The 22,914-nt window shown below is 71.4% G+C and carries 21 protein-coding genes and 1 pseudogene; 4 read left to right on the top strand and 18 right to left on the bottom strand.

Annotation, left to right across the window (positions count from 1 at the left end; genetic code table 11):
• Window positions 1–118: 118 nt before the first annotated feature.
• The 6 genes and pseudogenes from AB0L95_RS23885 to AB0L95_RS23860 form a co-directional block, all read right to left on the bottom strand.
• Complete coding sequence (locus AB0L95_RS23885; protein WP_365164224.1) at window positions 119–1,402, bottom strand: beta-ketoacyl synthase N-terminal-like domain-containing protein; 1,284 nt, start codon at window positions 1,400–1,402, stop codon at window positions 119–121.
• A gap of 197 nt (window positions 1,403–1,599) precedes the next feature.
• Entirely contained in the window at window positions 1,600–1,809 is a 210-nt protein-coding gene (locus AB0L95_RS23880; RefSeq protein WP_365164197.1) for a DUF5988 family protein, read from the bottom strand.
• 540 nt (window positions 1,810–2,349) lie between these two features.
• On the bottom strand, window positions 2,350–3,408 hold the full coding sequence (locus AB0L95_RS23875; RefSeq protein WP_365164196.1) for an LLM class flavin-dependent oxidoreductase: 1,059 nt from the start codon (window positions 3,406–3,408) through the stop codon (window positions 2,350–2,352).
• Complete coding sequence (locus AB0L95_RS23870) at window positions 3,408–3,914, bottom strand: SRPBCC family protein (RefSeq protein ID WP_365164222.1); 507 nt, start codon at window positions 3,912–3,914, stop codon at window positions 3,408–3,410. Before AB0L95_RS23870 ends, AB0L95_RS23875 begins: the two co-directional genes overlap by 1 nt.
• Window positions 3,915–4,002: 88 nt before the next feature.
• Window positions 4,003–4,503, bottom strand: a complete 501-nt coding sequence (locus tag AB0L95_RS23865) for a helix-turn-helix domain-containing protein (protein WP_365164194.1) — start codon at window positions 4,501–4,503, stop codon at window positions 4,003–4,005.
• Window positions 4,500–4,889, bottom strand: a pseudogene (locus tag AB0L95_RS23860) (MFS transporter); the annotation flags it as partial. The pseudogene AB0L95_RS23860 and the gene AB0L95_RS23865, both read right to left, overlap by 4 nt.
• Before the next feature lie 84 nt (window positions 4,890–4,973).
• Between AB0L95_RS23860 and AB0L95_RS23855 the strand changes: the two are divergent.
• Window positions 4,974–5,855, top strand: a complete 882-nt coding sequence (locus tag AB0L95_RS23855) for an MFS transporter (protein WP_365164192.1) — start codon at window positions 4,974–4,976, stop codon at window positions 5,853–5,855.
• 46 nt (window positions 5,856–5,901) lie between these two features.
• On the opposite strand, the gene AB0L95_RS23850 is transcribed toward AB0L95_RS23855, so the two are convergent.
• Window positions 5,902–6,381: an ATP-binding protein gene (locus AB0L95_RS23850; protein ID WP_365164191.1), complete on the bottom strand. Its 480-nt coding sequence runs from the start codon at window positions 6,379–6,381 to the stop codon at window positions 5,902–5,904.
• Window positions 6,382–6,552: 171 nt separating this feature from the next.
• Between AB0L95_RS23850 and AB0L95_RS23845 the strand changes: the two genes are divergently transcribed.
• Window positions 6,553–6,918 carry an STAS domain-containing protein gene (locus AB0L95_RS23845; RefSeq protein WP_365164188.1) on the top strand — a complete coding sequence of 122 codons (366 nt, stop codon included), beginning with the start codon at window positions 6,553–6,555 and terminating at the stop codon, window positions 6,916–6,918.
• 214 nt (window positions 6,919–7,132) lie between these two features.
• Window positions 7,133–8,176, top strand: a complete 1,044-nt coding sequence (gene mgrA, locus AB0L95_RS23840) for an L-glyceraldehyde 3-phosphate reductase (protein ID WP_365164186.1) — start codon at window positions 7,133–7,135, stop codon at window positions 8,174–8,176.
• A gap of 117 nt (window positions 8,177–8,293) precedes the next feature.
• Here mgrA and AB0L95_RS23835 read toward each other — a convergent pair whose 3' ends face one another.
• The 5 genes from AB0L95_RS23835 to AB0L95_RS23815 form a co-directional block, all read right to left on the bottom strand.
• Window positions 8,294–8,722, bottom strand: coding sequence for a hypothetical protein (locus AB0L95_RS23835; protein WP_365164185.1), 429 nt, complete (start codon window positions 8,720–8,722; stop codon window positions 8,294–8,296).
• 93 nt (window positions 8,723–8,815) lie between these two features.
• Window positions 8,816–10,888 (bottom strand): SpoIIE family protein phosphatase, encoded by a 2,073-nt coding sequence (locus tag AB0L95_RS23830; RefSeq protein WP_365164184.1) that lies wholly within the window; start codon window positions 10,886–10,888, stop codon window positions 8,816–8,818.
• A 206-nt stretch (window positions 10,889–11,094) separates the two neighbouring features.
• Window positions 11,095–12,963 carry a GMC family oxidoreductase gene (locus AB0L95_RS23825; RefSeq protein WP_365164182.1) on the bottom strand — a complete coding sequence of 623 codons (1,869 nt, stop codon included), beginning with the start codon at window positions 12,961–12,963 and terminating at the stop codon, window positions 11,095–11,097.
• Window positions 12,960–14,354: a hypothetical protein gene (locus tag AB0L95_RS23820; RefSeq protein ID WP_365164181.1), complete on the bottom strand. Its 1,395-nt coding sequence runs from the start codon at window positions 14,352–14,354 to the stop codon at window positions 12,960–12,962. Before AB0L95_RS23820 ends, AB0L95_RS23825 begins: the two co-directional genes overlap by 4 nt.
• Window positions 14,351–15,067, bottom strand: coding sequence for an FCD domain-containing protein (locus AB0L95_RS23815; RefSeq protein WP_365164180.1), 717 nt, complete (start codon window positions 15,065–15,067; stop codon window positions 14,351–14,353). Before AB0L95_RS23815 ends, AB0L95_RS23820 begins: the two co-directional genes overlap by 4 nt.
• Before the next feature lie 280 nt (window positions 15,068–15,347).
• Here AB0L95_RS23815 and AB0L95_RS23810 point away from each other — a divergent pair, with 280 nt between their 5' ends.
• Entirely contained in the window at window positions 15,348–16,046 is a 699-nt protein-coding gene (locus AB0L95_RS23810; protein WP_365164178.1) for a DUF4232 domain-containing protein, read from the top strand.
• Window positions 16,047–16,107: 61 nt separating this feature from the next.
• On the opposite strand, the gene AB0L95_RS23805 is transcribed toward AB0L95_RS23810, so the two are convergent.
• The 6 genes from AB0L95_RS23805 to AB0L95_RS23780 all read right to left on the bottom strand — a co-directional run bounded on the left by AB0L95_RS23805 (window position 16,108) and on the right by AB0L95_RS23780 (window position 22,914).
• Complete coding sequence (locus AB0L95_RS23805; protein WP_365164177.1) at window positions 16,108–17,862, bottom strand: hypothetical protein; 1,755 nt, start codon at window positions 17,860–17,862, stop codon at window positions 16,108–16,110.
• 128 nt (window positions 17,863–17,990) lie between these two features.
• Window positions 17,991–18,485 (bottom strand): beta-carotene isomerase domain-containing protein, encoded by a 495-nt coding sequence (locus AB0L95_RS23800; protein WP_365164175.1) that lies wholly within the window; start codon window positions 18,483–18,485, stop codon window positions 17,991–17,993.
• 16 nt (window positions 18,486–18,501) lie between these two features.
• Window positions 18,502–19,092, bottom strand: coding sequence for a GNAT family N-acetyltransferase (locus AB0L95_RS23795; RefSeq protein ID WP_365164172.1), 591 nt, complete (start codon window positions 19,090–19,092; stop codon window positions 18,502–18,504).
• A gap of 3 nt (window positions 19,093–19,095) precedes the next feature.
• Window positions 19,096–19,374, bottom strand: coding sequence for an acyl carrier protein (locus tag AB0L95_RS23790; RefSeq protein WP_365164170.1), 279 nt, complete (start codon window positions 19,372–19,374; stop codon window positions 19,096–19,098).
• Window positions 19,364–20,884: an AMP-binding protein gene (locus AB0L95_RS23785; RefSeq protein ID WP_365164169.1), complete on the bottom strand. Its 1,521-nt coding sequence runs from the start codon at window positions 20,882–20,884 to the stop codon at window positions 19,364–19,366. The genes AB0L95_RS23790 and AB0L95_RS23785 overlap by 11 nt, the downstream gene beginning before the upstream one ends.
• On the bottom strand, window positions 20,881–22,914 hold the full coding sequence (locus AB0L95_RS23780) for a class I tRNA ligase family protein (RefSeq protein ID WP_365164168.1): 2,034 nt from the start codon (window positions 22,912–22,914) through the stop codon (window positions 20,881–20,883). The genes AB0L95_RS23785 and AB0L95_RS23780 overlap by 4 nt, the downstream gene beginning before the upstream one ends.

Here is a 22,914-nt window from a genome sequence, read left to right as displayed (position 1 = left end):
CGAGGGCGGAGGCGGTCGGTGCCGGCCGGGTGGGGGGACGGCATCGGGCGCGTTCCGCGGGCCGCGGGTCCGGGGCGCGGGCCGGAGAGGCGGGGGTGTGCGGGGCGGGCGCCCGATGTCACCTGGCGTTCGGGCTGCCCACGAGAATCACATTCTTCACGCCGCCGATCTGATAGTTGCAGGTCAGCGCGTAGTCGAAGTCCAGGGGCCTGGTGCTGGTCCCGGCGACGGGGTCGAACGGCAGGTCGTCCGCGGGCTCTTCGCAGTTCGCTGTGGGACAGACCTCACCCCGTTCCATCATCAGCAGGCTCAGCGCCACACCGACACAGCCCGACGGCGCGCCGTTGTGCCCGAAGCAGGCCTCCTGCGAGGTCATCATCACCTCGCTGTCCGGGCCGTAGAGCTGCCTGACCGCGTTCGCCTCGAACGCGGTGACCACGACATCGCCGTCGCTGCCGCCGTGGACGTACGGCACCTGCGCGATGTCCCAGCGGTCGCCCAGACACCGGCGAACGGCTCGCACCAGCGCGGCGCCGCTGTCGTCGCTGGCCAGGGGGTTCATCAGCCCGTCGCGGGTCATGGCGTGGGCCAGCACCCGCCCGTAGGGGCGCGCGCCCCGCCGGTCGGCGTGCCGTCGGGACTCCAGGACGAGGGTGGCCGCGCCCTCGCCGTGGTTCACGCAGTCCGCCCGGCGGTCGTAGGGGCGCATCAGACGGTCGAAGGACGGCAGGAGTTCGGGCATGCCCTCGACGCGTACGGCGTCGTAGGCCCCCTGGGCGGAGCGCAGCAGTCGCTGGACGTTGAGGATGACGTCGAGGCCGAAGAGATCCACGCCCGATACGACGGCGAGGTCGACGACGCCGTCGGCGATCAACTGCCGGGCGGTGCCGACCTGTACCGCGGACGAGGCACATCCGCAGGACACGGTGAAGCAGGGGCCGGTCGACCGTACCAGGGCTCCCTGCACCAGGGAGACGTCCGAGGGTGTCAGTCCCTGCTGGCCCCGTACGAACAGCTCCATGGCCTCCTGCGGGCTGGTTGTCAGCGGATCGGCGGTCAGCACGGCCAGATAGGGGTCGACATTGGAGTCCACTCCGCCGCGCCCGGTCAGCACGGCGGCCTCGGTCAAGTCACCGGCGCGGAAGTCGAGTCCGGCGTCCGAGCAAGCCTCCACCAGGGACACCAGTCCGAACCGGTGAGCGTTGGTGTAGTGCCGGGAGAACGTCGACGGGATGTCCGGCAGCCGGGCGTCGAACATGGCCGGGGACAGATCGACCGCGCCGTAGTAGACGTCGCCGTGCGCAAGGCAGGATCTGCCGCGTGAGGCGACGTCCCAGATGTCGTCCGCGGTGAACACGGGCCGGCTGCTGCCCGGCAGGCAGAAACCCATACCGGTCACCATGACATCCCTCGCGCTCACTCCACCGCGGGCCGGTCCGGCCGACCTCTCGTCGATCCGCGGCCGGTTAAGGGGATTGCTCATCTTGACCTCCAGGAGGCGATGGGCAGGTGCATGTGTGCCACTGCCGAAAAAAGATGGCCGCACCGGTTTTCGCGTGGAGTCCGCTCGTCCCCGGCGGCTGTGTATTGGGGGCCCGGCTATTCCGCGTACCGGGTGTGGCGCGCCCAGCGGTAGACGGGCATCGGGCCCGCACCGATGTCGACGAACTCGCCGGTGAATTCGTAATGGTCGTAGCCGTCGCGATACGTGAGCTTCACCGGGTCGTCCGTTCCGCCGGGCGGCGCGTGTACGACCTGCGGAGCATCGCTCGGACCACCTTTGAGCAGCACAAGACCGGTGGCAGACATGGGATCATCACCCCACGGACGCGATGGCCGGAACAGGCCGGACGGCCTGTCGGTAAGGGGATTTCAAGCCTCTCGCCAAAAGTAGATCCGGGGCGCGGCCGACAGAAACGGGGCGCAGAAGCATGAAAAGAGCGCGCGGAGGCATAAGCTTTCCGCGCGCAAATGGTCGCGTGTATGAGCGCCCCATGAATCGGACGACGCTCCGGCGCACGCCTCGGCCGGTCTGAAATGCAACGCCAGCCGTCGAAATCCGGTCAGGCGTGAACAGCGGCCTCCGGATTCCGGCGAATCGTTTCCTTCGGCGGAAGACCACACTTCCACAAGTGCCCACCCCTGCGCGAGGGTGCCTCACGCAGGGCGCCCCATCACCGAGGCACAGCGGGCGAATTCCGCGGCAGAAAGGGCGGATTCCCGGACAGCGGAGGGGCGATGAAAAGGAATGTGACGTTCATTCAGGCCCGCCGCGGACGCGCCCGGCAACCACTCTGCGGTCGCCATGCCCGGCAACCACCCCGCGGCAGCCGGGCGCGGCGACCGCGCTCATGACGCGTCGTCGACCTCCCGCACCAGTTCGATCGCCCTCGCCAGTGTGGTGAGCCGGGCTTCCAGAGTCTCCCCGGCGGGGTAGAGGCGGACGGTGTCCACGCCGGCGTCGCGCCACACCTTCAGCCGCCGGCGCACCATGGACTCGGTACCGATCAGCGTCGTACCCAGCACCATCTCGTCGGTCACGAGGCCCGCCGCACCGTCCCGGTCACCGGCCTGCCAGTGTGCGCGGATCTCGGTGGCGACCTCGGCCCAGCCCTGGCGGCTGTAGGCGTTGTTGTAGAAGTTCGTGGACGCCGATCCCATGCCGCCCAGACTGAAGGCCAGTTCCTTCTTCCGTCGGGCGGTCATCTCGCCGAGTGCGTCCTCGTCCGGGGCGAAGGCGACCTCGGCGCCCTGGCAGATGTCGAGATCCGCCCGGGTACGCCCGCTGCGGGCCAGGCCGTCGTCCAGATGAGCGAAGTAGGCGTCGGCCGCGGCTTCGGGTACGAAGCTGGTTCCCAGCCAGCCGTCGGCGATCTCACCGGTCAGTCGCAGCATGGCCGGCGACAGTGCGGCCAGGTAGATGGGGACCTGGTGTTCCGCCCGCATCGACAGCCGCATCGGGACGCTGTCGCCGCCGGGCAGCGGAACCTGGAACTCCGATCCTGTGTACGAGAGTTTGCCGCCCTCGACCACCCGCCGCACGATCTCCACGGTCTCGCGCATGCGCTTCAGCGGCCGGGCGAACGGGACCCCGTGCAGGCCCTCGATCACCTGTGGACCCGAGGCGCCCAGGCCGAGCAGGAACCGCCCGCCGGACAGATTGGACAGCGTGATCGCGGTCTGCGCCACAGCCGCCGGGGTACGCGTGCCCAGCTGCATGACACCGGACCCCAGCAGCATGCGGTCGGTGAGCGCGGCGTAGTACCCGAGCGCGGAGGGCGCGTCCGAGCCCCATGCCTCCGCCACCCAGCAGATGTCCAGGCCCAGCTTCTCGGCCTCGACGACGAAGTCGGCCTGCTGCGACCACGGTTCACCGCCGGATGCCTCGATCGTTGTGGCAGTGCGCATCAGGCCTCCGCCCTTTCCTTGATCTTCTCCAGAGTGGAGGCGATGGCACCCTCGAACTCGCGCAGCCGCACGAACACGATCTTCTGTTCCTTCTCCGGCATCCGGTCGATCGCGTACGACAGACCGGAGCGGCCCGGGCCCAGTTGCATCCACTCGGAAAGCTCGGTTCCCCCGTCCTTGGGCCGAACCCGGAAGCGCCAGACCGCGGACGGGTGGGCCGGGTCCTCCACCGCCCAGGCGAACGCTCGCCCCGGCTCGTACTCGATGACGTGGGAGGTCGTCGCCCACTCCCCGAAGGCCTCGTGCTTGCTGCGGCCGAGGAATCTGGCCCCCACCGCGGGTCCTGCGGCACCGTCGAGCCATTCGACCGACTGGAGTTCCTCGCTCATGCCCGGCATCAGGCTGATGTCGCAGACCAGACCCCACACCCGTTCCGGTGGAGCATCGATCCAGGTGCTCACCTCAAGGGTGGGTTTGTCCGCGTAGCGTGCGCCCGTCCACTCCAAGTCGGTCAACCTCCTCAACATCCAGGGTTTGACCACCAGAGTTGCTTTACGAGACTCACCTGTCAAGGCACCGCGCGGCCGAGATCGTTCAGACAGTGCCGAACCGTCGCTGGACATCCGGCCGCCGCCTCAGGCGTTCCGGGTAGCCGGGCCCCATCCGTATCGATGTGTCTTCGGCCTCCAGCGGCTTGTGGCAGGCGGCGCACACCACCTCGGCATGGGTGTCATGACCGCACACATCGTGGTGGAGCACGACGGGGACGCCCTCCTCCCCCGCCAGCCACCGGTCGCCCCACCGGGACATCGCGGCGAGCACGGCGAAGAGATCCCGTCCCTTCTCCGTCGGCAGATACTCGTAGCGCCGCGGCTCGCTCTGGTAGAGCCGCTTCTCCATGATTCCCTCGTCCACCAGCACGTTCAGCCGGTCGGTCAGGGTGTTGCGGGCGATGCCCAATTCCCTCTGGAACTCGTCGAAGCGGCGGATCCCGTAGAAGGCCTCGCGCAGGACGAGGGGCGTCCAGCTGTCACCGAGCAGGTCGACGGTCCGCGCGATGGAGCAGGGCCAGCCGGAGAATGAGGTCCGTTTCATGCTTTCACGATAGCCAGTGTCGCGAAGAAACCCAGCAGATGAGCACGGTGAACCGGGGACTTTCCCGGCGCTCGTGACTCCTGCGCGGGCCGGCGGCCCGGCCGGAGCAAGTACGTCCGTTCGAGTGCCTTGGTGCCGTCGCGTCGCCCGTTGTCCGCATCCGGCGCGATCGCGCCGCTGACCAGCCACCGTCCACGCGCCTTGGACGGCAGGATCTCCGCCAGGTAGCTCGCGGCGATCGGATAGTCCAGGCCGACCGCGATGCCCAGCGCGCCCCGGAAGATCATGAGGGACCAGACGTCCCACGCGGCCGCGCACAGGATCGAGAAGACGACGAACAGCCACAGATCGACCCGGAAGATACGGCTGCGTCCGATGCGGTCTCCGAGGGGTCCCCAATCCCAGCATGATCCGCCACGAGCTCACCTGCGGCCGGGCCTGGAGGACCACGACTCCCGTCGCCGCCGGGGATGCTCCCGGCCCTGTTCATCATCTGGCTGCGCCGCCGGGTGCCGGAGAGTCCCCGCTGGCTCGCCCAGAACGGGCACGAGAGCCAGGCCCGCGCGGTCGGCCGGGCGCCCGACGGCGCACCCGTGCAGGTGACCGCCGCGGACAGGGAACGGCACGCGCCGCCCGCGGAGGGTGCACGGGCGTTCCTCCAGCCCCAGCTCTTCTCCCGTCAATGGCGCAGACGCACCGTCTTCACCTCCGCCCCGTGGTTCCTGATGGACATCGCCACCTACGGGGTCGGCATCTTCACCCCCACCCTGCTGGCCTCGTTCGCGCTGAGCCGCGCCGACTCCACGTTCATCGCCGACGGCATCGCGTCCACCAAGGGCACCGCCGTGCTGGACGTCTTCCTCGTCGTCGGGTTCGTCGTGGCGGTTCTGCTGATCGACCGGGTCGGCCGGATCCCACTGCAACTGACCGGCTTCGCGGTCATGGCGATCGCGCTGTGCGTCCTCGCCGCGAGCACCCAGATGTCCGGCGGGGCCAAGGCCCATCTCGCACTGGTGGTGCTGGGCTTCGCCCTGTTCAACACCTTGATGAACCTGGGGCCCAACGCCACCACGTTCGCCCTGCCCGCCGAGGTGTTCCCGTCCGAGATGTGCGCGGCGGGACATGGGTTCGCGGCGGGCTGCGGCAAACTCGGCGCGGCCCTCGGCACGTTCCTCTTCCCGGTGATGCTGGCAGGCATCGGCGAGGCCGCACTCCTCTACGCGGTGGCCGTGGCCTGCGCCTGTGGGTTCCTCATCACGCTCGTCTTCCGCGTCGAGACCCGCGGCCATTCCCTCGACCAGCTCTCCGGCGCCCAGGCCGGCACTCTCGCGCCCCGGGTCACCCCACCGTGACCTCCGAACGCCGCTGCCGTACCCGGGGGCCGATGCGGGACACCTGCTACAGGGGAGGGTGTCCGGACGGACGGACGGCCGGGTCGTCCCACAGGGCGATACGCGCTCTGACGCGTTTGCCGACGGGTTCGCGCCGCACCTCGAACCCCTGCGAGACGGCCCTGACGATCTCCAGGCCGTGCCGGCCCACCCTTCCCGGGTCCGGCGCCTGGGCCACCGGCAGCACCGGATCGCTGTCCCACACCGTCACGTCCACCGCCGCGCCGACGACCCGCAGCTCCAGCCGCACGGGACCGGGAGCGTACTTGCGGGCGTTGGTGACCAGCTCGCTCACCACGAGCTGGGTGACGTCCATCGCCCGTAGGGACACCGGAATCCCGTGTTCTGCCTGCACCCGCGCCAGGAACGCCGCGGTGAGCTGCCGGGCCTCGGCGATGCACGCCCCGCCGCCGTCCAGCACGATCGTGGTCCGTAGCAGGCCCTCGTTCGGCCTCGTACGGCTCTCGCCCTGCGGAAATGGATCCATTCGGACCGCCTCTGCCACCCCGTTCACGCCCCGCGTCTACCCGCAGCCGGGCCGCCCACGCCCCACAGGCCCGGACGGACTCGGCGCGAGGAGCATTCCCCGTCACATCCAGGGCAGCCTTCGCACAGAGGGACCGGCCGACAGCGTCACCGACTGCTGGTGGGGGGAAGCGTGACAGAGACCGCAGGATCAACCGGTCCCGGCCGGCTGTCGATCATCCGTACCACCGTCGACGGCATACACGTCATCACCCTGCGCGGCGAGATCGACCACGACACCGTCGACGGCCTGCGGCGGACACTGATTCCCGTGGACGGCTCCGGCCCGCGATACACCGTCGTGGACCTCGACGCCGTCACCTTCATGGACTCCAGCGGTGTCAACGCCTTCGTCGCCGCCCATCACGCGGCCCACCGCGCCCGTGGCTGGCTGCGCCTGGCCAATCTGGCCGAGCCCGTGATGCGTGTGATGCAGATCGTCGGCCTCGACACGGTCATCGGCTGCTACCCCACCCTCCGCAAGGCGCTCATGCGCTGATCCGCCGACCGACCCGGGGACGCCACGGCCTTCGGGTACGAGGTTCGGTGCGCCGTCCCCGGGGACGGTGCGGCTCCGGGAGCGATTCAGAAGCGACACCGCTGAATCCGATGAAAAGGAGCTATTGGACTTCAGGATCACACGGAGGCACTGTGGGCTCGTCCCCTGTCTCCCGGCGGGGGCACCCTTCACCGAACCATCCGGAGATCACCCGATGAACCACGTCGCGGATCCTGAGCGTTACAACGGCACCATGCGCTACCGCCGCACCGGGCGCTCAGGGCTCGACCTTCCCGTCCTGTCCCTGGGCTACTGGCACAACTTCGGGGACGACAGGCCGTTCGAGACGCAGCGCGAGATCGCCCTGCGCGCCTTCGACCTCGGGATCACCCATCACGACCTCGCCAACAACTACGGCCCGCCCTACGGCTCCGCCGAGATCAACTTCGGGCGCCTGATGAAGCAGGACCTCGCGCCGTACCGGGACGAACTGGTGATCTCCACCAAGGCCGGCTGGGACATGTGGCCGGGGCCCTACGGCCAGGGCGGCGGCTCCCGGAAGTACCTCCTCGCCTCGCTCGACCAGTCGCTGAGCCGCATGGGCCTGGAGTACGTCGACATCTTCTACTCCCACCGCCTCGACGCCACCACGCCGCTCGAGGAGACGATGGGCGCGCTCGACACCGCCGTCCGCCAGGGCAAGGCGCTGTACGTCGGCATCTCCTCCTACGACACACAGCGCACCCGTGAGGCGGTCGCCATCCTGCGGGAGCTGGGCACCCCGCTCCTCATCCACCAGCCGTCCTACAGCATGGTCAACCGCTGGATCGAGACCGAGGGCCTGCTCGACACCGCCCAGGAGGAGGGTTTCGGCGTCATCGGCTTCACGGCGCTGGCCCAGGGCCTGCTGACCGGCCGCTATCTCGAAGGCATCCCCGAGGGCTCGCGTGCCGCGCAGGGCACGTCGTTCGACACCGCCTGGCTGTCGGAGGACATGCTGCACCGGCTGCGCGCCCTCAACGACATCGCCGCGCGCCGGGGGCAGACCCTGGCCCAGATGGCTCTTGCCTGGGCCCTGCGGGACGAACGCGTCACCTCGCTCGTCATCGGCGCCTCGCGCGTCGAACAGCTGGAGCAGAACGTCGCCGCACTGGAGAACCTCGACTTCAGCAGCGAGGAACTGGCCGAGATCGACAAGTACGCCACCGAGGGCGGCGTGGATCTGTGGCAGGACGCCCGTCTGGGCAATCTGAGCTGAGGCCGGCCCGGGTGCCGACCGGCCGTGGTCGTGGCCGCGCTGTCCGCGGCCCGACCCGGCCCTCGGGCCATCGGCCACCCGGTCGCCGGGCCACACAGGGGGCTGCGCCCTCGCACGTCAGATGCGGCCGCCGGTGAGCCGGGTGAGGGGGCCCTGGGCGCGGTTCCCCGTGCGGCGGCCCACCGCGTACGACGCGGCGCTCAGCGCGGTCAGTCCGGCCCCGACGCCCGCGGCGACGAGCTTCCGGTGGGCGATGACCGTCCACGCCGTCTTCGCCGTCGCCGCGACATGACCCGAGGTCGCGATGACGGCCTGGCGGCCCGCCTCCACCCCCTTGGCCGCGACGTGCAGGGCCCCGGCCGCCGACTCCGCCGTACGCTCGGCGCCGGACCTCGCCGCTGAGGCCGCGTCAGCCGTGGTGGCCGCGCCGTTCTTCGCGGCCCGTGAGGCCGGAGCGGTGGCCTTGTCCGCGGTGCGCCTGGCCTTGGCCGCGGGCGTCCGCTTGGCATCGGTGTTCTGGTTCGTTCCGCTGTTCGGTTCACTCATGGACACCGCGTTACCGCTCCCGCCTACGGCAAACACGTCCGGCCGCACGGCGCGTGAGCGACGACCGTCCGCGTCCCCGGCGCACGCGCGGGATCAGCTACGGGCCCGGGCGATGAGCAGGGCGACATCGTCCTCGCCGCCCGGCGGACGGAGGATCGCCAGGAGGCGGTCGCAGGTCTCCTCCAGATCCAGCTGCCGGGCCGCGGTCAGGGCGTCGAGGAGGGTGTTCAGGCGGGCGTCGATGGGGTCGCTCCGGGTCTCGACCAGACCATCGGTGTACAGGACGAGCTGATCGCCGGGGCGGAAGGCGATGGTGGTGGTGTCGAAGGGGATCCCGCCCACGCCCAGGGGCACGCCGGGGGGCAGGTTGAGCAGTTGCGCCGGGCGGCCCGGGCGCATCAGGGCCGGTGGCAGATGGCCGGCGAGGGAGATCTCGCACTGGCCCCGGTGAGGATCGTAGACACAGTAGAGGCAGGTCGTGATGGCGCGCCCGATGCCCTCGCTCAGATGGTCGAGATGGTGGAGGGCCTCGGCGGGTGCCAGGTCGAGTTCGGCGAAGGCGCGTGTGGCGCTGCGGAGTTGGCCCATGGTGGCGGCGGCGTTGATGCCGCTTCCCATGACGTCGCCGACGACCAGGGCGGTCTTGTCCCCGTGCAGAGATATGGCGTCGAACCAGTCACCGCCGATCTCGCTGGCGGCGCCGGCGGGCTGATAGCGCCAGGCGACCTCCAGACCGGGCCGGCTCGACGGGAGCTCGGGAAGCAGACTGCGCTGCAGAGTGAGGGCCGCATGGCGCTGGGTCTGGTATCCGCGGGCGTTGTCGATGCACACGGCGGCGCGGGCGGCCAACTCTGCGGCGAGGAACACGTCTTCCTCGTCGAAGGGGGCCGGGTGACGGGTGCGTTTGAGGGCGAGCGCGCCGAGGACTTCGCCGCGGGCGATGAGCGGGACGGCCAGATAGGAGTGCAGCCCGGCCGCCGCGAGACGAGCGGCGGCACCGGGGTGACGGGTGATGCGCGGCAGATCCGAGGGGGTGGTGTGCGGCAGCAGGACCGGCCGGCGGGTCTGCACGCATCGTGTGATCAGGTGGTCGCTCTCATAGGTGATGCCTCGCCCGGGCTGTTCGTCCGGGTGGCAGGCGTCCTCGGGGCGGGCCGCGGCGACGGCGAGGACGCGGAAGCGGGCGGGCCCCGAGGGCGCCGTGGGCCGGCCGGTGAGCGCGCTGTCGAGTACGTTCACCGAGGTCACGTCGGCGAGCACCGGCACGACGACATCGGTGAGCTCGCGCGCCGTGATCTCCAGATCGAGGGTGGTGCCCACGGACGCCGACGCATTCGCGATCAGGGCGAGTCGCTGCCGGGCGCGGGCCGCCTCCGTGGCCGCCCGGTGACGTTCGGTGACGTCGATGACGGAGAAGGCTATGCCCAGCACCCGGCCGCCCGAGTCCTCCAGCCGGTAGTAGGAGACGGACCAGGCGTGCTCGTGGTCCGGGTCGGCCGGGGGATGACACAGCACATGGCGGTCGACGACCGGCTTCCCGGTGTCGAGAACGCCAAGGAGGTGTTCCTCGAAGCCCGTGGTGTCGAGGAACGCCAGGACCTCGGGAATCGGCCGGCCAAGCTGCTCTGCGGCGGACAGGCCGACGATGCGCTCCAGAGCCGGGTTCATGGTCAGGAACCGCAGACCGGTGTCCAGCACGGCCAGCCCGATCGGGGACTGGGACACCAGGCGGGTGGACAGGGCCACGTCCCGTTCGACCTGCTCGACGGTGGCCTGATCGGCGGCAAGTCCCAGTGCGTAGGTGTCGCCCAGGTCGTCCAGCAGCCGCATGTTGCGGAACTCCACCAGGCGCGTACTGCCGTCCTTGTGCCGGATCGGGAAGGCCCCGGCCCAGTCGACGCCGGACTCCATGACCTCGGCGAACAGCCGGACCACCTCGTCCAGGTGTTCCTCGTGCACCATCAGCCGCGCCGCGAACCGGCCGAGCGCCTCCGCCGCCGTGTAACCGAACAGTTCCTCGGCGTGAGAGCTCCAGAAGACCACCCGGCCCTTCGAGTCCAGCACCACGGCGGCAACGCTCAGCAGATCGAGGAGGCCACTGGGCGGCGCGGCCGGGCGGACCGGCGACGGGCGCCGGCCGGGCCGGGAGGAGTCCGTCGTCCCCATGCACCGATCCCCTCTCCCAGTGGGTCATGGCTCGTGCCGCGCCTCGGTGGCCGCTGTGCCTCCTTCCATAGTCGTCGCAAACCAACGTGGCACATCTGGAGCGGGTGCGGAGCCTTTGCCGGGAGGAGCCCCCTCCGCCCGGAGGCCGCGCCCGGGGTGGTGCGGGTTCGGCGCCTTCCCGGTACGGGAGGATCGCGGGGCCGGTGTCACAGAGCCTTCGTCGCGCAGCGCTCAGTGATCGCCAGGGCCGCCGCCATGATGCTCAGCTGGGGATTCACCTCCGGACAGCTGGGCAGCACGGAACCGTCGGCGATCAGCACGCCGTGGATGCCGCGCAGCTGCCCGTCCGGGTCGACCGGTGAGCGCTCGGGGTCGGAGCCGGCGGCGGCCGTGCCCGTGGGGTGGAAGGCGGAGACATGGAGGCGGCGCGCGGTCACCGTGTCGAGCAGCGCCTCCAGCTGGGCGGGGGTCCGAGCGCGCGGGGCGTGCGGCACTCCGGTGAGCACTTCCTCGGCGCCCGCGGCGAACAGCAGCTCGCCCATGGCGCGTTGGGCGCGCAGCAGGCGGCGGGCGTCGTCCGGGGCCAGGTCGTAGCGGACCAGGGTGCGGACCCGGCCGTGGACGCGGCCGGAGGGGCGGTCGGCGATCATGGCGCCGACGGTGGCCAGCCGGTCCGCGCCGTCCAGTTCGCGGCGCAGTTCGCGTCCCACGCCGGGCAGCACGAACGAGCTCATGCCCGGGGGTGCCGCGGTGGCTTCGATGAGGATGCCCTCGGCGCGCAGATTCTCCACGCCGACGCTCTGCAGCACGCCTTTCCAACTGGTCACCGGCCGGTCGAAGCGGCCCGCGACACTGATGGCCGGGTGCACGCTGAGGTTGCGGCCGAGCCGCGGGTGGCGGCCGAGGCCGGAGCGGCGCAGCAGCGGCGGGGTCCCCAGGGCCCCGGCGGCGACCACGACCAGCGGGCTGAGGATCTCCAGTTCGCTGCCGTCCGGGCGCCCTACCAGCACCCCCGCGGCCCGTGGGCCGCCGGGCCGGTCGGGTTCGGTGAGGATCCGCCGCACCCGCGCGCTCGTGACGATACGGGCACCGGCCGCGCAGGCCTCGGGAAGCACGGACAGCTGGACGCTCTGTTTGGCGCCGGTGGGGCAGCCGACCACGCACTGGCAGGAGCCGGCACAGCCCGGGGCGTTGCGGCTGAGCGGTGCGGCGGCCCAGCCGAGCCGCCGTGCCCCGGCCAGCGCGAGCAGCCCGTTGGTGCCGAGGACGTCCAGTGGCTGGGGCGCCACCTTCAGGGTGCGCTCGACCTCGTCGAGGCGGCGGTCGAGGCCTTCGGCGGCCGCGAAGCCATGGCGGCGGAGCCAGCGGGTGAGTACATGGTCCGGTGTGCGGTAGCAGGTCCCGGAGTTGACGACGGTGGTGCCGCCGACCGCGCGGCCCACGGGCAGGACCAGCGGCGGGTTGCCGACGGCGATCGTCGCGCCGCCGTCCCGGTAGAGATCGCGGAAGCGGTCGAGCGGGGTCCGCCGCGCGAACGACGCGGTGGTGTGGTGCTCGCCCTCCTCGACCACGACGACACTCAAGCCGGCCCGGGCGAGTGTCCTCGCCGCCATGGCCCCGCCGGCACCGGATCCGATGACGACGGCATCCGCCGTGGACCGTGTGGGCCACTGGGCGGAGGGCGTGCAGTGGAGCGGTGGATCGTCGGGGGCCGAGTCCGCGGATCTCGCGGCCACGCCGTCGTGCCGCAGCGTCCGTTCGGTGCCGGCCGCCAGCAGCACCGGTACCTTCACCGCGTCGAGGAGGGGCAGCAGGGCCCGGTGGGAGGCGAGCGAGGCCATCACGTTCTCGCGTTCGGCGGGGCTCAGGCTCGAGAGCCGCCCTCCGGTGCGGGCCATGGCGTAGGCGTCGACCGCCGCGGCCGCGCCGCGCACCGCTGTCCGTGCCGGAGCGGGCATGGCGCCGAGGAGGGTGTCCAGCCGTCGCGGCACGGCCCGTGTCCAGTCGGCGGTGCCGTCGTCCGCGAGGAGTGCCGCGACAAGGCCCGCCCATGCGGCGGGCGTCGAGTGGGTCATCGTTCACCGACCTCCGCATGGGCGGTGCCCGACAGCCTCCATGTGGCCTCCGGCCGCCAGCTGCCCCGCCAGCGGTCCACCTGGACGACCGCGTCCGCCGTCTCGCTGTTGCGGCACACCGCGAGGGACCCGTCCGGGTCGGTGTAGTCGAGGGCCAGCGTCCGTTCGGGCGGCTGGGTCACCGTCACCCGTATGCGGCGCCGGCCCGCCCGGCCCTCCACCCGCCACTCGGGCAGGCCGATGTCCGCGCGGAACCGGCCGATGCCCGCCCAGCCCACGGCGGAGCGCTCCACGCGCCGGGGCCAGGTGCGGCCGTTGTGGTGCAGACGCAGAAAGACAAGCGGGGGCAGCCGGTCGAGTCCCCGGCGCATGGAGACCGCGGCGATGATCTCCAGAATGTCGCCGCCGCCCAGGTCCGCGTGGAGCCAGGCCCAGCGGCGGGCGTTGCCGTGGCCGTAGATGCGGGCGCTCGCGCCTGGGGCGCCGTCCAGGGACAGTTCGCCGGTGCCGTACCGCATCGTTCCGGTGTAGCGGGCGCGGGTGGCGGGCAGCATCTGCGCGGCCGGCAGCCAGGGGCGTCGCCAGGACCAGCGGGGGAAGGTGTGGAGGGGCGGACCCTCGGGTGTCTCGGTGAGTGCCCAGGCGAACGGCCCCGCGGAGCCGGCGAGCCGGCCGGGGACGGCGCTGACGCCCTCGGCGGTGAAGCCGTCGGGACCCGCCTCCCAGGGGACGGGGCCGAAGGCCGCGTGTTCGACGGGGCCGTCCTTCGGGTAGACGGCGGCCCACCCGTGGGCGTAGGCGCCGGAGCCGTCGGTGGGCGCGACCAGTTCATGGTGCAGCCAGACCCCGGTGCCGGTCGCCGGATCGGTCACGGTGGTGTACCAGACCTCGGTCCGCCCGGGGGTGCCGTCCCAGCGTGACGCGTGCTCGCGGTCGGCGGCGGGCGCCCCGGCACGAGGGAACCGGAAGCTGGTGAGGAAGGGCAGCAGGCCGGTGGTGAGCGGGAAGCGCAGCGTCCCGTCGCCGACGCGCTCGCCCTCCTCGTACAGGGTGTACGGCAACACGGTCAGCGAGGCGAGCGGGCGCCGGGGCGACACGGACTTCCAGCCGTCCAGTGTCAGGCGCCGGCCCTCCAGGGTGAAGGTGATCCGGTAGCGGATCCTGCGGCGGGCCAGGGGCGAGATCTCCAACTGCCCCACGGCTTCCGGGTCGTCGGCCCGTCCCGCAATCCGTACGCGTCCAGTCAGCCGCGCGTGCGTCGTGCGGTGGGGCAGCAGCACTCGGTCGGTCCGGGCCCTCAGATCGAGCCGCACGGGGCGGTCGCGGTCCTCGTGGACGAGGCGCACACGGCCCAGCATCGTTTCCTCGAAGGTCGTCCCGCGTGCGGTCACCGGGCACCCTCCCGGCGTCCGTGGGCGTGTGCCAGCCCTTCGAGCATGATGCGTTCCGTGGCCGACAGATAGTCGCCGGCGGCGGTGCGCGCCCCGGCCTGGTCACCGGCGGCCACGGCCTCGACCACCGGGGCCAGACGGTCCCGTGCGGCCCGGGGATCCTGGAAGGGGCCGACGAGCGCGGCGCGCACCGGCAGGTACGCGTTGAACAGCGTGTTGGTCAGCAGGACGTACACACGGTTGCCCGTCGCTCGGGCGAGTGCCCGGTGCACCTCGGCGTCCGCCAGCTGTACGGGGTCGCCGCCGGCCGCGTCCCCGACGGCCGCGAGCAGGGTGCGCAGTTCGGCGATCTGCGGGTCCTTGGCACTGGCGGCGGCGCGTTCCGCGATCAACGCGCCGATGCTACGGCGGACTTCGAAGATCTCACCGATCCAGTCCGGGCTGTGGCGTACGAGCATGGGCAGCAGATCCGCCCCGCCCAGGCGCAGGAAGTCGCGTACGCGGGTGCCCACTCCGTGCCGTGTCTCCAGCAGTCCGGCGTGAGCCAGCCGGCCGAAGGCGTGCTTGAGCGTGGTGCGCGTGACCCCGAATCCGTCGGCCATTTCGCGTTCGGGCGGCAGATAGGTCCCGGCCGGATGGCGTCCGTCGAGGATGTCCTCGCGCAGCCGCTTCTCCAGAGCGTCGACGATCGTCTCGCGTGGCAGTGGTTCCACCTAGGCCCCCAGACGGAGAGTGGTTGAGTGGCTGAGCCAATGAACCACTGAAGATGACACTACGTCAACCAGGGGACCTCGGCGGGATCGTGCGGTCGAACGGCCGCTCAGGGCGCGGCGACCAGGCAGAATCGTGGCGATTGCGGCGAGACGGCAAGGGCCTTGTCACCGCCGTGTGACAGCTGACCGGCCGGCGAACCCGCTGTCCGGCCACCCCGTCTGAACCGGCGAGTGCCGGTGCACGACCGGTATCCGCGTAGTCCGAACGTCGGGGGATGTCATGTCGTACAGGAAAACCCACCGCGGTGTCGCACTGGCCACGGCCGCGGTCGCCGCCGCGCTGTTGGTGACCGCGTGCCGGCCGGGTGGCGGGCCGGAGGCCGCCGGGTCGGCGTCGGGCGTGCCCTCGGGGCCGTCGCATACGGCAGCGTCCTCCGACCCGACGGACACCGCGCCCTCGAAGGCCTCCGGTACGGCCGCCCCGTCGGCGCCCGCGGTCGGCGCCTCCCCGGTGGTCAGGGCGTCGGGCAGCCCGGCCGAGGCATGTACGGCGAGCGCCCTCGACGCGGCCGTGTACCCGGCCGCCCGTCGTCCGGCGGGGACGGGGACCGGAGCGGTGATCGTCGGATTCACCAATGCATCCGGACGGCCCTGCGTCCTCCAGGGCCATCCGACCGTGGCGGGAGCGGGCAACGGCTCCCCGCAGCACAATGTCCCGCTGTCGGTGGCCCGCACGGGCACCGCCTCGCCGGTGCGACTGGCGCCGGGCGGCAGGGCATGGGCGAAGCTGACCTTCGTCCAGGTCCAGGGCGAGAGCGACGGCTACTGCATGTCGGGAGCGAAGCCCGTGGTGTACCCGACCCTGGTGGTGGGTGTGCCGGGGGCCGGAGCGCACCAGGTGGCCCTGGCGGACGGCGAGTTCACCGAATGCGACAACAAGGTGACCGTGACCGCGGTGTCGGCGGTGAAGCCCTCCTGATCAGGTCCGCCGGCTCCGGGGGAGTCGCCGTACGCGTCGACTCCCCCGGCGCCGGCCGGTGTCAGATGCGGTGCACGGTGTGCAGCTTCTCGGCGTACGTACCCGTGCCGTCCAGCACCGAGGCGCCGCCGAGGTCGGCCATCGTGGGCCCGTTGACCGTCTTGCGGCTGGACAGGAAGCGGCGCTTGCCCGTCGCGTCCTGTCCCAGACAGATGCCCACGTGGTCGACGGTGACGGTCGGGTTGTCGTCACCGGAGTCGGCGTTGAACAGCACCAGGTCGCCGGGCTGGAGCAGGGCGGCGGCGGGCGGGTTGGTGCCGTCGGTCCGGTCGATGCGCACCCCGGGCGCGTAGTCGGCCATGTCGCGGGACTTGCGCGGCAGCCTCGTCTTGGAGGTGTCCTGCCCCGCGGCCATGGGCACGCCCATGTGGTAGCCGTACACCATGCGGGTGTAGCCGGAGCAGTCCAGATTCCCCACCTGTTTGCTCGACGGCCCGGTGTGGACGCCGTCGTCGAAGGTCCAGCCCACGTTCATGTACTCATGGAAGTCGGCGCCCTCGTAGCGGTAGCCCTGTGGATCGAGGTAGCCGTAACCCGCCTCGCCCAGCACCTGCTTGCCCTGCGCGGGTCCCGAACCGGCCGTCACGGCGGGCGCGCCGCCGAGGAACATCGCGGCATGCGCGAGGACGTCCGGAGCCGTCGAGCCGGCCCAGGCGCGGATCGTCTGCTCCAGTCCGTCGCTCCAGGTGCCGTCGAACGGCTGGGGAAGGACGCGCACCCAGTCGCCGTGGGTGACGGTCGGCGGCGCCTCCCAGTTCGCGGCGGCCACCTCGAAGTTGCTCACGGAGAGCTTGACGGGCAGGTTGGTGCAGCCGTTGTTGGCCAGGGCGCGCAGGCCCACCCGGCCCTTGGCGAAGGTGGCGTCGGTGACGTCGACGGACCATGCGGACGGCTCGGCCGAGCCCGCGCGCCAGGCCTTCGCCTGGATGCGGGAGCCTTCACGGCGTACCCGTATCGTCCAGTCGGTGCCCGCGGGCACGCCGCTGGCGAGGGTCAGGGACGAGGCCAGCTGGGTGACGGTGTCGGACACCTCCTTCTCCACCCGCAGTTCGACGGCGCCGGTGGTCAGGAAGGACAACCGGGCGCGGTAGTTGTTGTGGGTGTCCTGGTAGCCGAAGGACAGGGCGAACGAACACGCCTGGCCGGTGGGCACCTTGTCCAAGCGGCCCACGCACCGTGCATCGACATCCGTGATGTCGTCGTCCCTGAGGGTGGCATGGCGGCTGGCGAAGTCGGTGGTCAGGCTGATCACGCCGGCCCCCGGGACGACCGCGTAGTCGGTGTCCGCGGGCCCGAGGGTGGACCAGCCTCCGCCGCCGGGAGAGGTCCCCCAGTACTGCCGGTCCGCGACGGGCAGGGACACATCGGGCAGGGTGCGCCGGAAGTCGTCCACGAAGGGCCGCTTGTTCTCGGCGAAGGTGCGCTGCGGACCGGGCACGACGACGGTACGGGCGCCGTGGGTCAGCAGGGCGACGCGCCGGCCGGCGGAGGTGACCTCGGTGCGGGCCGGGGTCCCGGGCAGCACCGTGGTGGTGAGCGAGGTGCCGAGCGTCACCGGGGTGAAGTAGGAGGCGTCCAGCGGGGACAGGGTCACCGAGGAACGCGCGGAGCTCAGGCCCGCCGGAGCGGGGAAGGGCTGCACGGTGGCGGCCGGGCCGGCGGCGCGCGCCGGGCCCGCGGCCAGCCCGGCGAGCGGCGCGGACGCGGCCGAGGCCATGAGGACGGCGAGAAGACCGCGTCGGGAAGTGTCAGGCATACCCCCATGATCCCGTCCACCCCGCACACGGATGACACCGCCCCCGCCCGGCAGCCGCGCCGCTCCTAGGCGGCGGCCTACGCCTGTTCACCCGCCGTACCCCGCCGGTGGGGCCGGCGGGGTACGGGTCACCGGGCCCGGCGCGCAGCCGGGGTGAAGGAGACGCGGCACGTGGACCGTCGCAGGTCGGGGGTGAGCGTCGTGGGCATGTTGAGGGTGTCGGTGAAGAAGCTCTCCGTGGGACCCTTGCAGACACGCAGACAGATCTCCGGCGAGGTCTCGACGAGGAACCTGCACCGCTGCACCACCAGTTCGGTCGGGCCCGTGCGCCGGATCGGGCCGACGAGCCACCGGAACAGATGCGGTGTCACCAGGGTGAGGGTCCGGGCCGCCGCGTGGGGCTTCCGTCGCCCGAGACGGCCCAGGACCCCGACCGCCCGGCGTCCGCCCATCCAACCGGTGTACGAGCCGTGCACCGCGCTGACCAGCTCCGCACCGGACAGCCGGGCGTACTCGTGTCCGGTCTGGTCGACCAGCGCGGCGTATCCGGTCGCGGCCGAACGGTAGCCGATCTGGCGTGCGTGGACGCGCAGGAACTTGCGGAGCAACAGGCCGTCGATCATGTGCGTTCCCCCATCGTCACACCCCTGCGGTGGTGAGGTGTTCCTTCACTCGAGGCCATTCGGCGCGCAGGACGCTGTAGAAGACGGCGTCCCGACGGCGCCCGCCGGGCATGTAGTTGAAACTCCTGAGGACGCCTTCCTCGGTCGCCCCGATGTTGCGCAGCCCTCGTCGTGCCTGCTCGTTGAGCACGTCCGTCTTGAACTCGACCCTTTCGGCGCCCAGTTGCTCGAAGGCATGCTCCAGGAGCAGGTACTTCACCCACCGGTTGACGCCCTGACCGCGGAAGTCGCGGCCCAGCCAGGACCAGCCGATCTCCAGCCGGGCGTCCGCCTCGGCGAGGTTGCCGTAGGACATGCTGCCGGCGATCCGGCCGGAGGACTTGTCGGTGACGACGAACACGATCCGGCGGCCGGCCGCCTGGTCGGCGAGGCAGGTGTCGAAGAACACCTTGAAGTCGGCCTCGTTCTCCACCCGGGAGACGAAGTACCGCCAGATGTCCGGGTCCATGGCGACCGCCCGGATTCCCTCGCGGTCGGCCTCCGTCACCGGGTGCAGGCGTACATGGTCGTTCTCCAGGACGGCAGCCGCCTTCTGGGCCCAGGTCATAGGTCAGGATCCCTCGGTCGAGTATCGGGCCAGTGCTTCCACGACGTCGCGCAGGGTTCGCATCCCGTCGAGGTCGTCCTCGGTGAAATGGCCGAGGTCGACGCCGGTAGCCTCGCACAGCTCCGTCAGGAAAAGGACCTTGTTCAAGGACGTCAGGGCGTAGGAACCGGCCATGTCGGCGTCCAGATCGAGCGCCGTCGGCGCGGTGTCGTGGGTCAGTACGGCGGCCAGCTGCTCGCGGGCCGCGCCCTCCATCTCGGACTGTGTGGACTCAGACAGCATGGATTCCCTCCTCGGGGTCGTGGACGGCGTCGTGGTAGACGTCGAGGATCCGTCCTCGCTTCGGCTTGTACTGCGAGGTGAGCAGGCCGTTGTCGATGGAGAACGGGGGGTCGGCGACGATCGCGCGGCCGATCCGCTCGTCGGCGGCGCGCGAGGCGTTGGTGTGGGCGAGACGGGCGGCTATCGCCTTCTCGTCGGCGGGCTCGGTCGCCGGGGAGACCACGGCCACCAGCTCGGTCTGGCCGGGGCAGAACAGGACGCACTCGGCGATGGCCGGGTCGGCCTTCATGTCCTCCTCGATCGGCCGGACGATCACCTTCTTGCCGTTGTCCAGGACGATCACGTCGTCGGCCCGGCCGCGGATGAAGAGGAATCCGTCCTCGTCGACGTAGCCGAGGTCGCCGGTGCGGACGGTGCCGTCCGGGCCGAACACCCGCTCGGAGTCGCCCGGCCGGCCGTAGGCGTAGTGGTCGTTCACCGGGTGCTCGCTGCGGACCGTGACCACACCGTCCTCACCGATCAGCACCTCCTTGCCCGGCAGCACCTTGCCGACGCTGCCGTCGCGGTGGGCCTTGGGGTGGTTCTTGGTGACGATGCAGGTCTCGTTGAGCCCGTAGCCCTCGTAGATGGGCAGCCCCGCCTCGGTGAAGAAACTCAGCATGCCGGAGGCCGCGGGCGCCGATCCGGTCCACAGATAGCGGATGCGGTCGCCGAAGACCGACCGTGCCGCCTGCCCCGCGGTCTGGCCGTCGCCGCGGCGCATCCTGGCCTGGATCTGCCGCTTGGCGGTTTCGTAGAAGGCCGGGACACCCATCACCACGGTCGGGCGCACCCGGCGCAGTGCGGCGAACGCGGCCTCGTAGGTGCTGACCGTGATGTCGTGGCCGTGCAGCAGAGCCGAGTAGACCCAGTAGCGCTGCTGGAGGAGGGAGAGCGGCAGGAACACGAACAGGTCGTCGCCCGGGCCGTGTTCGAAGATCTCCTGCACCGCGCGCAGCGAGCTGTCGATGCTGCCCGCGGTGGCGCCGAGTCCCTTGGGCTCACCGGTGCTGCCGGAGGTGAACTTGACGGTGGTGACGTCCTTCGGGCCCCAGGTCACCGGCGGCAGCGGCGCCCCGTCCAGGTCCGCCCGCTGCGACAGCTGGGCCACCTCGCTGATCGGGACCGTACCGGGCGCCTGGACGGGCCGGTCGGTGAACAGCAGGCGGATGCCGTAGCGGTCCACCAGGTCGGTGGTCGGTGCGAACTTGCCCGGCTCGAATCCGGCGGTCTCGGCCTTCAGCCGCAGCGCCGCCAGGTCCAGCAGGACCCATTCCAGACTGTTGGCCGCGAGGATCCCGATCCGGTCACCGGGGCGGATCCCCTGCTCCAGCAGCCAGCGGGCCACCCGGCCGGAGCGCCGGTACAGCTCCCGCAGGGGGAGGGTCTGGGTGCCCAGCAGGCTGGCGACGCGAATGTGCCCGTCCCCCGGTTCGGCGGAGACGATGCGGCCCAGCGTGTCGTCCGTCACCGGTCCCCCTCCCCCGGCGTCTCCCCGGCCGGCCGGATGCCCGTGCCGGTCACGTCGGCCGACTTGAAGAACACGGTCTCGGCGAGCCGGATCTCCGTGCCCGGAGCGACCAGTTGCACCGTTTCCGGCCAGGTGGTGGGCTCCGGCAGACCGAGCGCCGCGGCGAGCCGGCCGGCGAAGCGGGGCATCACGGGCGTGGCGATGTGGGCGAGCAGCCGGGCTGCGGCCAGTTCCAGCGCGATGGCGGTACGGGCCTCGTTCTGCCAGCCGGCGCTCTGGGCGGTGAGCGACTCCAGTGCGGAGAAGCGGACCGTGTCGGCGACCAGCCCGTCGAGTTCGGCCGCGGCCTGGTTGAGCGAGAAGCCGTCCGCGCGCAGGCTGCCGCCGACGGCGGCGAGGCGGGCGCCGAGCCGGGCGAGGAACGCGGAGTGCTCCGGCGTCCAGTTGCCGGCGTCGGGGGCCTTGCCGTCGTAGTGCTTGGCGATCCGCGCGCCGAGGTCGTGCAGCCAGCGCTGCCAGGTGCCGATCAGGGTCTCGTCGAGCGTCCGGGCGTAGTCCGCGCGGCGGAAGTTGGTGCGCTCGCCCTCGGGCCGGGTACGGGAGAGGAAGTAGCGCACGGCGTCGACGGAGTCGGGGGTCAGGACCTCCTTGCCCCAGACGGCGTGGCGCCGGCTCGTCGAGAACTTGCTGCCCTCCAGCAGATAGAACTCGTTGACGTGGTAGTCGATGTCCGGCTCCCAGTCGGGGTGGGCCAGCCGGTAGAGCACCGGGTAGAGCACGGAGTGGTAGAAGCTGTTGTCGTAGCCGAAGAAGTGGACGATCTTCCAGTCCTGGCCGGGCTCGGCGGCCTTCCAGTCGCGGCCCAGACGCACGCCCAGGGACTGGATGCCGTGCAGGAAGCCGTAGGACATCTCGGGCCAGACCCAGATGACCTGCCCGTCGACGTCCGTCTCCGTGGGCGCGACACCCCATGAGGAGGGGTGGGTGAGGGGGATGTCCATGGCGGGGCGGGCGAAGAGCCGGTCGCCGAGTTCGCGCAGCCGGGCCGGGACGCGGCCGAGGCTGTGGTGGGCGGCGACCTCCTCGCGGAACACATGCAGCGGCAGCGAGTAGCGCGCCAGCGGGGCGCGCCGCGGCTCGGCGGCGGAGGCGGCGGAGCGGGGCTCGGCCAGGTCCACCACGGTGTTGGGCTCGCCGCACTCCTCGCAGATGTTGCCGCTGGTGCCCGAACCGCAGCCGGGGCAGCCGCCCTTGACGTCGACCTCGTAGAGGTACTGTCCGCTCTCGGCGTCGAAGAGGGCGTCCTTCTCGGTGACGGTGGCCCAGCCGGATGCGACCACACGGGAGAAGAAGTCACGCAGGCCGTCCCGGTAGCCGGGCTCCGCGTCGGTCACGGTGTACTGGTCGGGCCGGATGTCCATCAGGTCGAGGGTGCGGGCGATCTCGGCGCTGTAGTGGGCCGCGGTCTCGGCGGGCTCCCGGCCCTCCTGGCGGGCGGCGCCCACCACATAGCTCTGGTAGTCGTCGCTGCCGGTGAGGTGCCAGGCCTCGGTGCCGTTCATGCGCTGGAAGCGGACGAAGGCGTCGGCCCCGAGGTAGGGGCCGGACAGATGGCCGAGGTGGAGGTCGCCGTTGGGGGTGGGCGGCGTGGAGAAGACGAACACCGGGCGGTCGCCGAAGGCGCGGCGCTCCTCGTTGTCGGCGGACTGCAGGGCGCGACCCGGGTCACGCCAGTACTGGGTGACGAAGATCAGGTCGGTGTCGCCGGTGTTCTCCAGGACGTGGGTCTCGAAGGGTTCGAAGAGGGCCAGCGTGCCCGGCTCGGCGGGGTGCCTGCGGCCGTCCACGACGAACTCGCCCCGGCCCGCGACGATGACGAAGAACTCGGTCTCGTCGTGCTGATGGCCGGTGGAGGCCTGCCCCGGGGCCACCCGCCCCCAGCCGGCCCCCACGCCGAGCCCCTCGATGCTGCTCATGCGGATACCGAACGCGTCGTGGAGGGCACGAGCGTCGTAGCGACTGAAGATCAT

It is taken from the genome of Streptomyces sp. NPDC052036 (assembly GCF_040680495.1).
Classification (GTDB): Bacteria; Actinomycetota; Actinomycetes; order Streptomycetales; family Streptomycetaceae; genus Streptomyces.
Note: the sequence above shows the minus strand (reverse complement) of the source record. Positions and strands in the feature narration are given on the sequence as shown.